The 14122-nt window shown below is 47.8% G+C and carries 10 protein-coding genes, 11 tRNA genes and 2 rRNA genes; 1 reads left to right on the forward strand and 22 read right to left on the reverse strand.

What is annotated here, in order from left to right; genetic code table 11:
• Window positions 1–5 precede the first annotated feature (5 nt).
• Window positions 6–782 carry a YetF domain-containing protein gene (locus tag ACWGXJ_RS18810; protein WP_446675461.1) on the reverse strand — a complete coding sequence of 259 codons (777 nt, stop codon included), beginning with the start codon at window positions 780–782 and terminating at the stop codon, window positions 6–8.
• A 206-nt stretch (window positions 783–988) separates the two neighbouring features.
• Here ACWGXJ_RS18810 and ACWGXJ_RS18815 point away from each other — a divergent pair, with 206 nt between their 5' ends.
• Window positions 989–1378 carry a TIGR04086 family membrane protein gene (locus tag ACWGXJ_RS18815; protein WP_061829378.1) on the forward strand — a complete coding sequence of 130 codons (390 nt, stop codon included), beginning with the start codon at window positions 989–991 and terminating at the stop codon, window positions 1376–1378.
• Between the two features lie 88 nt (window positions 1379–1466).
• Here the strand turns inward: ACWGXJ_RS18815 and yajC are convergent, their stop codons facing one another.
• The 21 genes from yajC to ACWGXJ_RS18920 form a co-directional block, all read right to left on the reverse strand.
• A complete protein-coding gene (gene yajC / locus ACWGXJ_RS18820) occupies window positions 1467–1802 on the reverse strand; it encodes a preprotein translocase subunit YajC (RefSeq protein WP_061829379.1) in 336 nt (111 codons plus the stop codon).
• Window positions 1803–1836: 34 nt separating this feature from the next.
• Window positions 1837–2976: a tRNA guanosine(34) transglycosylase Tgt gene (gene tgt, locus ACWGXJ_RS18825; RefSeq protein ID WP_452567384.1), complete on the reverse strand. Its 1140-nt coding sequence runs from the start codon at window positions 2974–2976 to the stop codon at window positions 1837–1839.
• A gap of 20 nt (window positions 2977–2996) precedes the next feature.
• Window positions 2997–4025: a tRNA preQ1(34) S-adenosylmethionine ribosyltransferase-isomerase QueA gene (gene queA, locus ACWGXJ_RS18830; protein ID WP_061829380.1), complete on the reverse strand. Its 1029-nt coding sequence runs from the start codon at window positions 4023–4025 to the stop codon at window positions 2997–2999.
• Between the two features lie 7 nt (window positions 4026–4032).
• Window positions 4033–6126, reverse strand: coding sequence for a SpoIID/LytB domain-containing protein (locus tag ACWGXJ_RS18835; protein WP_452567385.1), 2094 nt, complete (start codon window positions 6124–6126; stop codon window positions 4033–4035).
• A 226-nt stretch (window positions 6127–6352) separates the two neighbouring features.
• Window positions 6353–7360: a Holliday junction branch migration DNA helicase RuvB gene (gene ruvB / locus ACWGXJ_RS18840; RefSeq protein WP_069290204.1), complete on the reverse strand. Its 1008-nt coding sequence runs from the start codon at window positions 7358–7360 to the stop codon at window positions 6353–6355.
• Window positions 7361–7410: 50 nt separating this feature from the next.
• Window positions 7411–8025, reverse strand: a complete 615-nt coding sequence (gene ruvA, locus ACWGXJ_RS18845) for a Holliday junction branch migration protein RuvA (protein WP_061829382.1) — start codon at window positions 8023–8025, stop codon at window positions 7411–7413.
• Window positions 8022–8525, reverse strand: coding sequence for a crossover junction endodeoxyribonuclease RuvC (gene ruvC / locus ACWGXJ_RS18850; protein WP_013311580.1), 504 nt, complete (start codon window positions 8523–8525; stop codon window positions 8022–8024). The genes ruvA and ruvC overlap by 4 nt, the downstream gene beginning before the upstream one ends.
• A gap of 228 nt (window positions 8526–8753) precedes the next feature.
• Complete coding sequence (locus tag ACWGXJ_RS18855; RefSeq protein ID WP_235308628.1) at window positions 8754–9458, reverse strand: BofC C-terminal domain-containing protein; 705 nt, start codon at window positions 9456–9458, stop codon at window positions 8754–8756.
• A 113-nt stretch (window positions 9459–9571) separates the two neighbouring features.
• Window positions 9572–9645 (reverse strand) — tRNA-Pro (locus ACWGXJ_RS18860).
• A gap of 7 nt (window positions 9646–9652) precedes the next feature.
• Window positions 9653–9732 (reverse strand) — tRNA-Leu (locus tag ACWGXJ_RS18865).
• A 12-nt stretch (window positions 9733–9744) separates the two neighbouring features.
• A tRNA-Arg gene (locus ACWGXJ_RS18870) sits at window positions 9745–9821 on the reverse strand.
• 5 nt (window positions 9822–9826) lie between these two features.
• Window positions 9827–9901: transfer RNA gene (locus ACWGXJ_RS18875), tRNA-Gly, on the reverse strand.
• A gap of 35 nt (window positions 9902–9936) precedes the next feature.
• A tRNA-Lys gene (locus ACWGXJ_RS18880) sits at window positions 9937–10012 on the reverse strand.
• A gap of 28 nt (window positions 10013–10040) precedes the next feature.
• Window positions 10041–10117, reverse strand: a tRNA-Asp gene (locus ACWGXJ_RS18885).
• Between the two features lie 26 nt (window positions 10118–10143).
• Window positions 10144–10220 (reverse strand) — tRNA-Met (locus ACWGXJ_RS18890).
• A 29-nt stretch (window positions 10221–10249) separates the two neighbouring features.
• Window positions 10250–10325: transfer RNA gene (locus tag ACWGXJ_RS18895), tRNA-Val, on the reverse strand.
• 10 nt (window positions 10326–10335) lie between these two features.
• Window positions 10336–10407, reverse strand: a tRNA-Glu gene (locus tag ACWGXJ_RS18900).
• 17 nt (window positions 10408–10424) lie between these two features.
• A tRNA-Ser gene (locus ACWGXJ_RS18905) sits at window positions 10425–10516 on the reverse strand.
• 3 nt (window positions 10517–10519) lie between these two features.
• Window positions 10520–10595: transfer RNA gene (locus tag ACWGXJ_RS18910), tRNA-Asn, on the reverse strand.
• Window positions 10596–10614: 19 nt separating this feature from the next.
• Window positions 10615–10731, reverse strand: a 5S ribosomal RNA gene (gene rrf, locus ACWGXJ_RS18915).
• Window positions 10732–10878: 147 nt separating this feature from the next.
• A 23S ribosomal RNA gene (locus ACWGXJ_RS18920) occupies window positions 10879–13803 on the reverse strand.
• Window positions 13804–14122 lie beyond the last annotated feature (319 nt).

Raw genomic sequence — 14122 nt, forward strand, 5'->3', positions numbered from 1 at the left:
AAAACCTAATCTGAAGATTTTCCATAGGCCGGTGGTGTAATGTACACATCACCTCTATGGTTAACCGAGCATAAAAAAACATCCTTAAAATCTTTGTGTCCCTTCGCTTGAATTTGATTCTTAAGCCAAAAACGGTTCATATCCATCCGTTCCAAATTTCTATCCAGCACTTTGCCATCCATGATTAATGGAATAGGCAGTCCCTCATATCTAAACTTTCCACCGATTTGTGGAGAAGGATGGACTTTATTCACCTGTTGCTCTTTGCTTGTCAAATCTGTTCCGTTTAATTCCTGCTTCATTTTTTCGTGTTCCACTCCATCATTATCATCCTTACCTATAACCGTTAGCTTACCTGTCGTTTCCAAAATAACATATTCAACTTCGTCCAGACTTTCTATATTTTGTTCGCGAAGTTGTAACAGCAAGTCATCTAAGTTATAACGTTGTTTTACCATTTCATCCTTGTTTAATTGTCCATTAGAGTACAATACACTGGGCCTACCATCAAATAGTAAGCGCAGTCGCCGACTTTTCAGACTGAAAAATGAAATACCTATTTGCAAAATTAACAGCACTCCTAAAGGAATCAACCCTTCATAAAGTGGACGTTTTATATCCTCCAGGCTGAATACAGCAATTTCTGCAATCATAATGGATATGACGAGATCGAAAACAGACAATTTGCCGATCTCCCTTTTACCCATCAAGCGCATCACCAGATATACAATAAAATACATGAGCAGCGTCCGAAAAATATGAGCAAAAATATCGTGACTCAATATGTTCGCCTCCTCCCCTGTACTTGCAATAAGACATGAGTCGTTCATTGTACACGTATTCTGACCGTTCCTCACTTGGCTCATACAAAAAACAAAAGGCTAAATTATTGAAATAAAGAGAAAGACTGCTTGCGACTTGGTACTAAGCCGGGAGGCTTGGCCATAGAATGATAATAGTTCAAACCTTGGTACAGGAGGAATTATCAATGGAGCTCATTCGCCGCTGGTGTTCGTTTCGTCTGGCCCATCCCATTTTATCCGGTTTATTTTATGCTTTTGCATGGATGCTGCTTGGCGCATTGATTCTTTCATTACTCTTGTGGCTGACACAGATGCAGGAACAGGACTTATCATTGTATACGTACATCGTCCATGCATTCGCCATGCTATCTGGCGGCTTCGTCGCCGGTAAAAGATCCACAAACAAAGGCTGGTATCAAGGCGGTATTACAGGCATCCTGTATGGACTAATCGTTCTTCTGGTCGGTTTTCTGGCATTGGATGCGGGCATGAACGGCAAGGACCTGTTACACTTAGGTTTCGCGTTTGTCATAGGCGCAGGTGGTGGGATGTTTGGCATTAATCTCAACAAGTAATCAAAATGTTTGTATCCATGTAATAAAACAACACAAAAAAACCGAGCCTCCTTAAAGGCTCGGTTTTTGCATAACGGTCACCAGCATTTTACGATTTGGAAACAACTTCCTCAGATGCCGTGTCTTTTGCAATCGCGTTGCTGATTGCACTGCGGTCAAAGGTCAGCTTCGTGACATCATTCACACGCAAAACTACTACATCATCCGTAATCTCCATAATTGTACCGTGAAGACCTCCGATTGTAATTACTTTATCTCCCTTTTTCAAAGCTTGAAGCATCGTTTGACGCTGCTTTTGTTTTTTCTGATTCGGGCGAATCAGCAAGAAATAGAAGATTACAAACATCAGAGCCAGTGGCCAGATCATTTGGAAAAGTCCGCCAGTTCCACCGGGTGCAGCAGCGGCTGTAGCAAAATGAAACATGTTAAATCCCCCTTTCGTATACTCTCCCTAAAACTTAAAAGCCTTTATCATTATCATGAAGACCGTACTGCTCAAAAAATTCATCTCGGAAATCAAGCAGCCTGTCATCCATAATCGCTTGTCTGACATTACGCATCAATTGTAATAAGAAATGCAAGTTATGATACGTTGTCAGTCGGAGCCCGAAGGTTTCATCCGCTTTAATCAAATGTCGCAAGTAAGCACGTGAATAATTGCGACAGGTATAACAATCACAAGCGGGATCGAGCGGGCCAAAATCACTTGCATATTGGGCATTGCGAACGACAAGACGACCTTGGCTGGTCATCGTTGTCCCGTTGCGAGCAATTCGGGTTGGAAGTACACAATCGAACATATCCACACCACGGATAGAGCCTTCAATCAAAGCATCAGGCGAACCCACGCCCATCAAATAACGTGGCTTGTTGGTGGGAAGCAGAGGAACCGTATAATCGAGCACTTCATACATCAAATGTTTCGGTTCACCTACGCTCAGTCCACCAATAGCATACCCCGGGAAATCCATGGAAGTCAAATCCGCAGCGCTTTGCTTGCGCAGATCTTCATGCATGCCTCCCTGAACAATGGCAAACAGACCTTGATCATGAGGACGCGCGTGTGCCTCTAGACAACGCTCAGCCCAACGGCTGGTGCGTTCCAGTGACTTTTTCACATACTCATATTCAGCCGGAAACGGCGGGCATTCATCGAAGGCCATCATAATATCTGAGCCAAGCGAGTTTTGAATTTCCATCGCCACTTCTGGTGAAAGAAACTTCTTATCTCCATTTAAATGAGAGCGGAAATGAACACCTTCCTCTGAAATTTTACGCATTTCACTTAAAGAAAACACCTGGAATCCGCCGCTGTCTGTTAAAATAGGGCGATCCCAATTCATAAACTTGTGCAGTCCACCCGCTTCACGAATAATATCGTGGCCGGGACGAAGAAACAAATGGTACGTGTTACTCAAAATAATTTGAGCATCCATCGCTTTCAGTTCCTCAGGACTCATCGTTTTAACAGTCGCTTGAGTTCCCACCGGCATAAAGGTTGGTGTCTCAATAACTCCGTGAGGTGTGTGTACACGCCCGAGACGAGCTCCCGATTGCTTGCAGGTTTTAATATGTTCGTATCTTATTGCTGGTGCCATATTTTCTCTACCATCCTTAATTAATAAATGAACATTGCGTCCCCGAAGCTGAAGAACCGATATTGTCGGTCAATCGCCTCCTGGTAAGCATGCATAATATTCTCCCTGCCCGCCAGTGCGCTGACCAGCATAACCAAGGTGGATTTAGGCAAATGGAAATTCGTAATCATCGCATCCACCACACGGAATTCGTAGCCTGGATAAATAAAAATCTGTGTCCAGCCACTGCTGGCCTGCAGCACTCCATCTGCGAATGTATTGCCCACCGTCTCCAGCGTTCGACAACTGGTTGTTCCCACTGCCACGATTCTCCCACCGCGCGCCTTGGTTGCATTAAGTACATCTGCCGTTTCCTGTGATAATGAATAATACTCTTCGTGCATGACATGCTCTTCAATCGTATCCACAGACATCGGTCTGAACGTCCCTAAGCCAACATGAAGTGTGATAAAGGCAACAGTAACGCCCTTCTTTTTAATCTGGTCCAGCAATTCTTCTGTAAAATGCAGCCCTGCCGTTGGAGCCGCAGCCGAACCTTCATGTCGAGCATAAACGGTCTGATAACGCTCGCGGTCATCCAGTTGTTCCTTGATATACGGCGGAAGCGGCATCTGCCCCAGACGGTCCAAGATCTCCTGAAAAATACCGTCATATGAAAATGAAAGCACCCTTCCGCCCATATCTCCTTCTTCCTCAATTACTGCTTTCAGCTCATCACCGAAAACAATAACAGCACCCTTTTTTAGCTTTTTACCGGGTTTCACCAATGCTTCCCATCGGTCCCCTTGCAGTTGCTTAAGCAGCAAAACCTCAGCCTTAGCTCCCGTGTCTTCCTTGATGCCAAACAAGCGTGCAGGAATCACTCTCGTATCGTTTAATACCAGCGTATCCCCTGGTTGGAGATACTGCACAATATCCGAAAACGTATGATGACCCACTTCACCGTTATTTTTGTTTAACGTCAGTAATCTGGAAGCGCTCCGATCAAGCAAAGGTGTCTGTGCAATTAATGTTTCAGGCAGTTCAAAATCGTAGTCGTTTACATTCATATATTGGTCAGTCCTTAACTATATCCACATTTTTGTAATAGTGTTGCAAAATTTTCTTGTAATCATACCCCTGCTCGGCCAAACCGTTGGCACCCCATTGGGATAAGCCCAAACCATGACCATTTCCTTTACCTGTAAAAATAAAGCTTTGTGTTTTGTCAATGACTCGTGCATGACGATCTTCATTCATGACGATCACCCCGTTACCACTTGAAGTACTGCTGCCAGATGCGGACAGGATTTGAGTGCCTTGTGTACCACTTACATGAGAAGTAGCCCCATCAGCGCCTAATACAGTATAACTTCCGGTACTCGCAATATCAAACAGTGTGCTCGGGAGTCCGCCCATTGCTGAGCGAAACATATCCGGATATTTCACTTTCAAAGGGGATCCGTTCGCTTGAACCTCCAACACTCGCCCTGATGGACCACGTTTGGTGACATCGAGGTGATTAATAGAGGAAGGCACTGTGCCCGTTACTTTCCCTTGCAGGGATTTAGCAAGCTGAGCTGACGTAAAGGGCCCCCGCACCCATGCATAGTCTCCGGACTGAGGCACCTTTTCTAATACAATGATCTCTTCGCCCGGCTGCGCCTTGGCTATTGGTGTAACCGTCGATTGAATTTGGGGAATAGGACGCACATTTGTATTTTCCGCAGTGACGGTGATTTTGTCTAACCCCGCTTCTGTGACACCCTCCAGTTCCTTAGCATTATCCTCACGAATATACCCTGTCTTGCCACTGGAGAGAAGTACATGATACCACTCCTGTGCTCCTTTTTGCGCTGAAGTATCTCCCGAGCTGTCTACGCTGGCAAAGGTTTCGCCACCACTGTTCCACACCTCTGAGGCATCTGCTGTCACACCGCCCGCATTAGATGAAAATACAGCTTCGACCACTTTGCCGCCACTTTTAATGACTTCACCAGCTGTTGCATCTACAGCCTCATTGACATTGGCATGTTCCGAGCTCTTACCGTTGTAAGCCTGGCTTAACGTGCCATCTACTACATTGCCGATCTGAAACCGATTGCCTTGGGCAAGCGCGTAGCTACGAGCCGCTACCGCTTGAGCCTTGAGCGCTTCATCTGGCCATGAGGAATAGACCTCTGCTCCTACCACGGAATACAAATACTGCTCCAGAGGAACTTCATTCACAAGCGCCAGCTGGCCTGACGTCATGGCAATCTCCATCTCGCCGCGATATGTACGCTGTGATCTCTCCATCACTTGTATTCCATCATTACCGCCGTTGACAATTACCTTGCTATGATCAGAACCACTTAGCATGTAATGAGACATCACCTGCGAGCCAGTCGTGACTCCTGCTTCCTGTCTTATAATGAGGCCGGTTTGAGTAGCATTAACTTTAGACAGCGTGAGTCTCGGCTGCTTGCTCTCCAGCTCTGTTTTCAAAGCCGACAGCTTGCTGTCATTACTTTCTTCTCCAACCCATACAGCATACTGGCCTCTTGATTGAATTACAGTAAAAGCATCAAAGCCTGCCGCAGCAATTGTCGTTCGAACGAGATTAGCTTCCTGCTCGCTTCCGTAGCTTCCTGTGGACCAATGCTTGTTCCCCTTAACTTCGGCCTGCGCTCCGGTTGCGGAGGAAATCCGCTGTACAGCAGCCTGCGCAGACTGCTCACTAGCATATATTCCCGCGTACACTTGATACACTGAGCTACCATTTTTTGAACCGATAAAAACCGTAGGTTTATCATTAGTCTTTTGCAGGGCTTGGGCCGCTTTTATTGCCGCTGCTTCATTTCCTTCAAGTACCTTCACCCGATAGCTGTCTACACTAAAACGAGCCGTACTGTCTGGTAGTCCCATCCAAGTTTGAAAACTGCCCCCACTGTTCTGTCCAACACTCAGACCTCCTGATGATTTCAAGGTTACAGCGGGGACTGTCGCTTTATATTTGCTACCTAGATCCGCAAAAATCACTACACGAATATCCTCTTGGGCGGCAGCAGCGTGAACGCCCGAAGACCAAGGTATGCACACTGTAGCTAATACCATAATTGCTGCTGCTCGTTTGGCCCGGCCCATCCATGCACCGAAAATACTTTTTCGGTTAAATGCTTCTCCACTCATTTCTGGCTCCCCCAATCTAGCTGTCTAGCACTTATATTGCGTAATTTATCGGGATCTCGACCCTTGTCTATCCCTTTAAATACATCGGCGGAATAAACCAAAATATGAACCCGCTCGAATCTTACTTACACTCTCACTTCCCTCAATCATCCGTCAGCCAATATCGTATTCACCATAATTGCGTGTAATCATGCAATGATTTTTTGAAAAGCATCATGTTTCCTACTCACCGTGGATCCGTTGGCAGTGGGATTCCAAGGTGGCCATATGCCGCCGGAGTCACTGTTCGTCCCCGAGGTGTTCTTTGTAAAAGGCCAATTTGTAACAAATAGGGCTCGTACACATCCTCAATTGTCTGACTCTCCTCACCAATAGTTGCAGCAATGGTGTCCAATCCTACAGGCCCGCCCCGGAATGAATGAATCATGGCCTTAAGCATTTTATGATCAATTTCATCCAGCCCGAGTGGATCTATTTGAAGTCTCTTTAGCGCCTCTGCAGCCAACTCAGAATGAATAATACCGTCTCCAGCAACCTGGGCAAAATCACGCACCCTTTTTAACAGTCGGTTAGCAATACGCGGGGTCCCCCGTGAACGCAATGCGATTTCCTCCGCCGCATCCCCAACAATCTCAATCTCCATAATATCCGCATTCCTAGACACGATGTAAGCCAGCTCGTCTGTCGTATAAAACTCTAATCGACTAATAACACCAAACCGGTCACGCAATGGCGCAGAGAGCAGCCCAGCGCGCGTAGTGGCCCCTATAAGGGTAAAGGGTGGCAAATCCAGACGGACCGAACGTGCACTCGGGCCTTTGCCAATCATAATGTCCAGCGCAAAATCCTCCATCGCCGGATACATGACTTCTTCCACCGTACGATGAAGGCGATGAATCTCATCAATGAACAAAACATCACCCTCTTGAAGATTGGTCAGCAATGCTGCCAAATCTCCCGGTCTTTCAATTGCAGGACCTGAAGTCGTACGCAAATTAACCCCCAACTCATTGGCGATAATGTTAGCAAGAGTTGTTTTACCCAACCCAGGCGGTCCGTACAACAGTACATGGTCCAACGCTTCTTTACGCATTTTGGCCGCTTCAATATATACTTTCAGATTTTCCTTAACCTGATTTTGCCCGATATATTCATTTAGATAACGGGGGCGAAGGCTTAGCTCCGCCGTCTGGTCTTCCATCATCAAATTGGCGGAAATAATCCGGTCATCCATGTTCCATCGCTCCTCTTTTCACCAGACATTTGTTAGCGGACATCATCGTCCTATCCGGCAAACAACAGTTGCAAAGCCCGCTTCATCAAAATATCGGCAGATTCATCAGGTTTCGCATCTTTCTTCATTCTGCTCCATACCTTATCCAACTCAGCATCCGTGTAACCGAGCGCCTTGAGCGCCTCACGGGCCTCGCCCCAATATGAACCTTCGCCTTCTTCTACGACAGGCTCAGCAAACAATCCGGTTGCCATCCCCAACGAGCCAATACCGTCCAGCTTGTCTTTCAAATCCAGAATCATACGTTGTGCCGTCTTTTTACCGATCCCCGGTAACTTGGTGAGAAATGTGATATTCTCCTGATAAATCGCCGTTACCACATGAGCAGGCGTACCGCCTCCTAAAATACCAAGCGCAACACGCGGTCCAATACCAGATACATCAATCAGTTTACGGAAAAGCTGCTGCTCCTCACGGGTCGCAAAACCGAACAGTAAAATAGCATCTTCCCTTACATGATGGTGAATGTAAATAACCACTGGACCTTCAGTTTTGGCGAACGCGTAAGGATTCGGACAAAATACCCTATACCCTACACCCTGCACATCTAAAACAACATATTCATTTTCCAAATGGGCCACAGAACCACGCAAGAAATCTATCATTTTCGCAATACCTCATTTAATTTTGAATTTAGTCCATAGGAGTGCGCATGACAAATAGCCACCGCCAAAGCATCCGCTACATCGTCCGGTTTGGGCACAACTTGAAGCTTTAGGAACATTCTAACCATTTCTTGTACCTGTTTCTTCTCAGCCTTACCATACCCTACAATAGCCTGCTTTACCTGCATCGGTGTGTATTCACCTATAGGCAAATTACGTTGTTTTGCAGCTAGTACCAGCACCCCACGTGCCTGACTTACAGACATAGCGGTTGTAACGTTGCGATTAAAAAAGAGCTTTTCCAGTGCTACCGCATCAGGCTTATATTTATCTATTAATTGCAACATGCCTTCATACACATGAAGCAGCCTTTCTTCTTCCGGTGTATGAGCCTCCGTCTGGATACAGCCATACTGCACAGGAACCACCTTGCTGCCAATCTTGTCTACAAATCCGAAGCCCACAATGGCAATACCCGGATCAATTCCTAAAAAACGCAAAAAAATCTCTCCCCTATCGCTCAAACATGGCGTACCCAACCAAAAGCCAGCGTTATCCTGAATATAATCATGGTCAAATACCATATAAAGCGAACATATGTGTCGTTCTTTTCATTATAACAAAACTTTGTATCTAATAGAGGAAAAAATTTAAACGTGAGTAAAAACATAAAAAGAGACGCTTCAAGCCTCACCACATGGGCAATGCCTAACGTCTCGTAGTTGTAATCAATAGTGCTGCTTTAATACCCTTTGTGTTCGCTCCAGGGCAAAGTCACTAAAAGTGGAGATTACACTGTTATACTCATTTATATCCTGTACACGTATTCCCTGCTGAAGTTGTTTATATACCCCTTCTGGCAAGGCCGTCTCCATGGAACCCACATCCAATTGAAAAAAAGTGCGGATAACTTTTTCCTTTTTAGGTAGCCCTTCATACAATGTAAGCTGCCCGTCAGTGCTCAACCCCATGTATCCATGCTCTTTGCATGACTCCGACAAGTCTTCCACCCTGCGCTCCAGCCACACCTCTCCTTTGGTATTAAGTCGTCCCTTCCAATCGGGATGTTGCTTCAGTAAGGTCTCTAGCTGCTGTGAACTTAGCGTTCCCAAGGAAAGTGTTTCCGTACCACACACGTAGGTGGTTAACAGACGGGTCTTCCTGCTTATACCGGAAGCACGAATACTTTGCAATAATTGCATCTGTGAGGAGTGATCTTCAATTGGACTCAGATGTGAAGCTTCCTCCATGCTCTCCTCTGCCATGACGGTAGTAGCGAGTGGCTGTGACAACATAGCCTGCAAATAATTCGAAAACAGAATACCCAACCCTGCCAGCAAACAAGCCGCACCAAAAATGCTACATGCCCACACTGTTCTTCTCCACTGTTTCCAGCGCCGTTTCATCTGTTTTTTCCAACTTAATCGCTTCACAGTAATCCCTTCCGTCCCACTTTTTGTGTTAGTGTGACCTGAGGATTACTGATTTATACAAAAAGATATGAATATAAAAAAAAGCCGCTGCTTCCAGCGACTTTCCTTTTGAATCGGGATGACACGATTTGAACATGCGACCCCCTGGTCCCAAACCAGGTGCTCTACCAAGCTGAGCTACATCCCGAAATACATGCCGGTGAGAGGACTCGAACCTCCACGGTTTCCCTCACGATTTTGAGTCGCGCGCGTCTGCCAATTCCGCCACACCGGCTTATGAAGTTAATGGCGCGCCCTGAGAGATTCGAACTCCCGGCCTTTTGATTCGTAGTCAAACGCTCTATCCAGCTGAGCTAAGGGCGCAAATATGGAGCGGACGACGGGAATCGAACCCGCGACCCTCGCCTTGGCAAGGCGATGCTCTACCGCTGAGCCACGTCCGCAATATCATTATATCCATGACATATAAGTTCATGAATGGTGAGCCATGAAGGACTCGAACCTTCGACACCCTGATTAAAAGTCAGGTGCTCTACCAACTGAGCTAATGGCTCCCAACAGGGTAATATAACTTTGTAAAAATGGCGGAACTGACGGGATTCGAACCCGCGATCTCCTGCGTGACAGGCAGGCATGTTAGGCCTCTACACCACAGTTCCATAGCAGTTTACATTCAAAAGTTAATTGGTTGCGGGGGCAGGATTTGAACCTGCGACCTTCGGGTTATGAGCCCGACGAGCTACCGAACTGCTCCACCCCGCGATAATATTAGGGACTGCTATTTAAATAAATGGTGGAGGCTGAGGGGCTCGAACCCCCGACCCTCTGCTTGTAAGGCAGATGCTCTCCCAGCTGAGCTAAGCCTCCATACTACTTATGACCCGTAGGGGATTCGAACCCCTGTTACCTCCGTGAAAGGGAGGTGTCTTAACCCCTTGACCAACGGGCCATACAATAAAATAATTATGGCGGAGAGAGAGGGATTCGAACCCTCGAGACGCTTTTGGCGCCTACACGATTTCCAATCGTGCTCCTTCGGCCAACTCGGACACCTCTCCATATGGCTCCCCGAACAGGACTCGAACCTGTGACAACTCGATTAACAGTCGAGTGCTCTACCAACTGAGCTATCAGGGAATATTAATCATAAAGCTCTGCTTGGCGACGTCCTACTCTCCCAGGACCCTGCGGTCCAAGTACCATCGGCGCTGGAGGGCTTAACGGTCGTGTTCGGGATGGGTACGTGTGGAACCCCTCCGCTATCGCCACCAAACATGAATTTACATCGTAAATTCTTCCGTATGGTTATTCGGTTCATCACTTATCGTGTGAATGAATAGCCATGCGCTTGTATGTATTTCTACATACCTTCAAGGTTACACCCTGAAAACTGGATCCGAAACTTATTTGCGTTTTATTTTAGGATAAGCCCTCGACCGATTAGTATTGGTCAGCTCCATGCATTACTGCACTTCCACCCCCAACCTATCTACCTCGTCGTCTTCAAGGGGTCTTACTAATTGGGAAATCTCATCTTGAGGGGGGCTTCACGCTTAGATGCTTTCAGCGCTTATCCCTTCCGTACATAGCTACCCAGCGGTGCTCCTGGCGGAACAACTGGTACACCAGCGGTACGTCCATCCCGGTCCTCTCGTACTAAGGACAGCTCCTCTCAAATTTCCTACGCCCACGACAGATAGGGACCGAACTGTCTCACGACGTTCTGAACCCAGCTCGCGTACCGCTTTAATGGGCGAACAGCCCAACCCTTGGGACCTACTTCAGCCCCAGGATGCGATGAGCCGACATCGAGGTGCCAAACCTCCCCGTCGATGTGGACTCTTGGGGGAGATAAGCCTGTTATCCCCAGGGTAGCTTTTATCCGTTGAGCGATGGCCCTTCCATGCGGTACCACCGGATCACTAAGCCCGACTTTCGTCCCTGCTCGACTTGTAGGTCTCGCAGTCAAGCTCCCTTCTGCCTTTGCACTCTTCGAATGATTTCCAACCATTCTGAGGGAACCTTGGGGCGCCTCCGTTACTCTTTAGGAGGCGACCGCCCCAGTCAAACTGCCCACCTGACACTGTCCTCGCACCGGGTCACGGTACCAAGTTAGAACCTAGATACGATCAGGGTGGTATCCCAAGGATGCCTCCCTTCAAGCTGGCGCTCAAAGTTCTACGGCTCCCACCTATCCTGTACAGATCGTACCCAAATTCAATATCAAGCTGCAGTAAAGCTCCATGGGGTCTTTCCGTCTTGTCGCGGGTAACCTGCATCTTCACAGGTATTAAAATTTCACCGGATCTCTCGTTGAGACAGCGCCCAAGTCGTTACGCCATTCGTGCGGGTCAGAATTTACCTGACAAGGAATTTCGCTACCTTAGGACCGTTATAGTTACGGCCGCCGTTTACTGGGGCTTCGGTTCATAGCTTCGCCCGAAGGCTTACCACTCCCCTTAACCTTCCAGCACCGGGCAGGCGTCAGCCCGTATACTTCGCCTTGCGGCTTCGCACAGACCTGTGTTTTTGCTAAACAGTCGCTTGGGCCTTTTCACTGCGGCCCCCTCGGGCTATTCACCCTACCGAGGCACCCCTTCTCCCGAAGTTACGGGGTCATTTTGCCGAGTTCCTTAACGAGAGTTCTTCCGCGCGCCTTAGAATTCTCTTCTCGCCTACCTGTGTCGGTTTGCGGTACGGGCACCTTCTCCTGGCTAGAGGCTTTTCTTGGCAGTCTGAGATCATGACCTTCGCTACTACAATTTTCGCTCCCCATCACAGCCCAGCCTTACGATGTGCGGATTTGCCTACACATCAGCCTCACTGCTTAGACGGACATCCATCAGTCCGCGTCACTACCCTACTGCGTCACCCCATCGCTCATAACGGATTACGGTGGTACAGGAATTTCGACCTGTTGTCCTTCGACTACGCCTATCGGCCTCGCCTTAGGTCCCGACTTACCCTGAGCGGACGAACCTTCCTCAGGAACCCTTAGGCTTTCGGCGGATCTGATTCTCACAGATCTTTTCGTTACTCATACCGGCATTCTCACTTGAATGCAGTCCAGCGCTCCTTACGGTACACCTTCAACCCGCATTCAACGCTCCCCTACCCCTGATGCAAGCATCAAGCCATAGCTTCGGTGGTGTGTTTAGCCCCGTTACATTTTCGGCGCAGAGTCACTCGACCAGTGAGCTATTACGCACTCTTTCAATGGTGGCTGCTTCTAAGCCAACATCCTGGTTGTCTGTGCAACTCCACATCCTTTCCCACTTAACACACACTTGGGGACCTTAGCTGATGGTCTGGGCTGTTTCCCTTTCGACAATGGATCTTAGCACTCACTGTCTGACTCCCGGAACTAAATCTATGGCATTCGGAGTTTGACTGAGCTTGGTAACCCTTGCGGGCCCCGCACCCAATCAGTGCTCTACCTCCACGATTCTTTTTTCCGAGGCTAGCCCTAAAGCTATTTCGGGGAGAACCAGCTATCTCCGGGTTCGATTGGAATTTCTCCGCTACCCCCACCTCATCCCCGCATTTTTCAACATGCGTGGGTTCGGGCCTCCAGTGCGTGTTACCGCACCTTCACCCTGGACAGGGGTAGATCACCCGGTTTCGGGTCTACGTCCACGTACTCATTCGCCCTATTCAGACTCGCTTTCGCTGCGGCTTCAGCTCTTCACCTTAACCTTGCACGGGAACGTAACTCGCCGGTTCATTCTACAAAAGGCACGCCATCACCCATAGATCGGGCTCTGACTTCTTGTAAGCACACGGTTTCAGGATCTATTTCACTCCCCTTCCGGGGTGCTTTTCACCTTTCCCTCACGGTACTGCTTCACTATCGGTCGCCAGGGAGTATTTAGCCTTGGCAGATGGTCCTGCCGGATTCATACGGGGTTTCACGTGCCCCGCACTACTCGGGATCCGTCTCGGAGAGAACAAGTTTTGAACTACAGGGCTTTTACCTTCTCTGGCGGGCCTTTCCAGGCCTCTTCATCTAACCGGTTCCTTTGTAACTCCATGTGAGACGTCCCACAACCCCAAGGAGCAAGCTCCTTGGTTTGGGCTAATCCGCGTTCGCTCGCCGCTACTGACGGAATCACTATTGTTTTCTCTTCCTCAGGGTACTTAGATGTTTCAGTTCCCCTGGTCTGCCTCTATTCTGCCTATGTATTCAGCAGAAAGTGACTGTCGATGAAGACAGCCGGGTTTCCCCATTCGGACATCCCCGGATCAAAGCTTGCTTACAGCTCCCCGAGGCTTTATCGTTGTTCGCCACGTCCTTCGTCGGCTCCTGGCGCCTAGGCATCCTCCGTGTGCTCTTTGTAGCTTAACCTAGACTTTTCTTTCAAAGAAAGAAAATGTCGATGTTCGATAAAGAATGATTTTTGCCAAAGGCAAAAGATCTTTCCTTACCTGCTACCTTTATTTCACTTGTTTACACAAGATCAGCTTAAAGGAATATTCTAAAACGCAATTTCGTTTCGGTATCCAGTTTTCAAGGTGCAATACAGTTTCATCGAAACTGTAGCCTGTGTGAATATCGGTCTAACTCAACCGAGTAGATGATATTCATGCAGTATGTTGAGAGTTTGAGCTCTCAAAACTGAGCAACGAGTGAGTAGTTTTTGAAGCATACGCTTCATATTTGAATG

The sequence above is a fragment of the Paenibacillus sp. S33 genome (assembly GCF_053615415.1).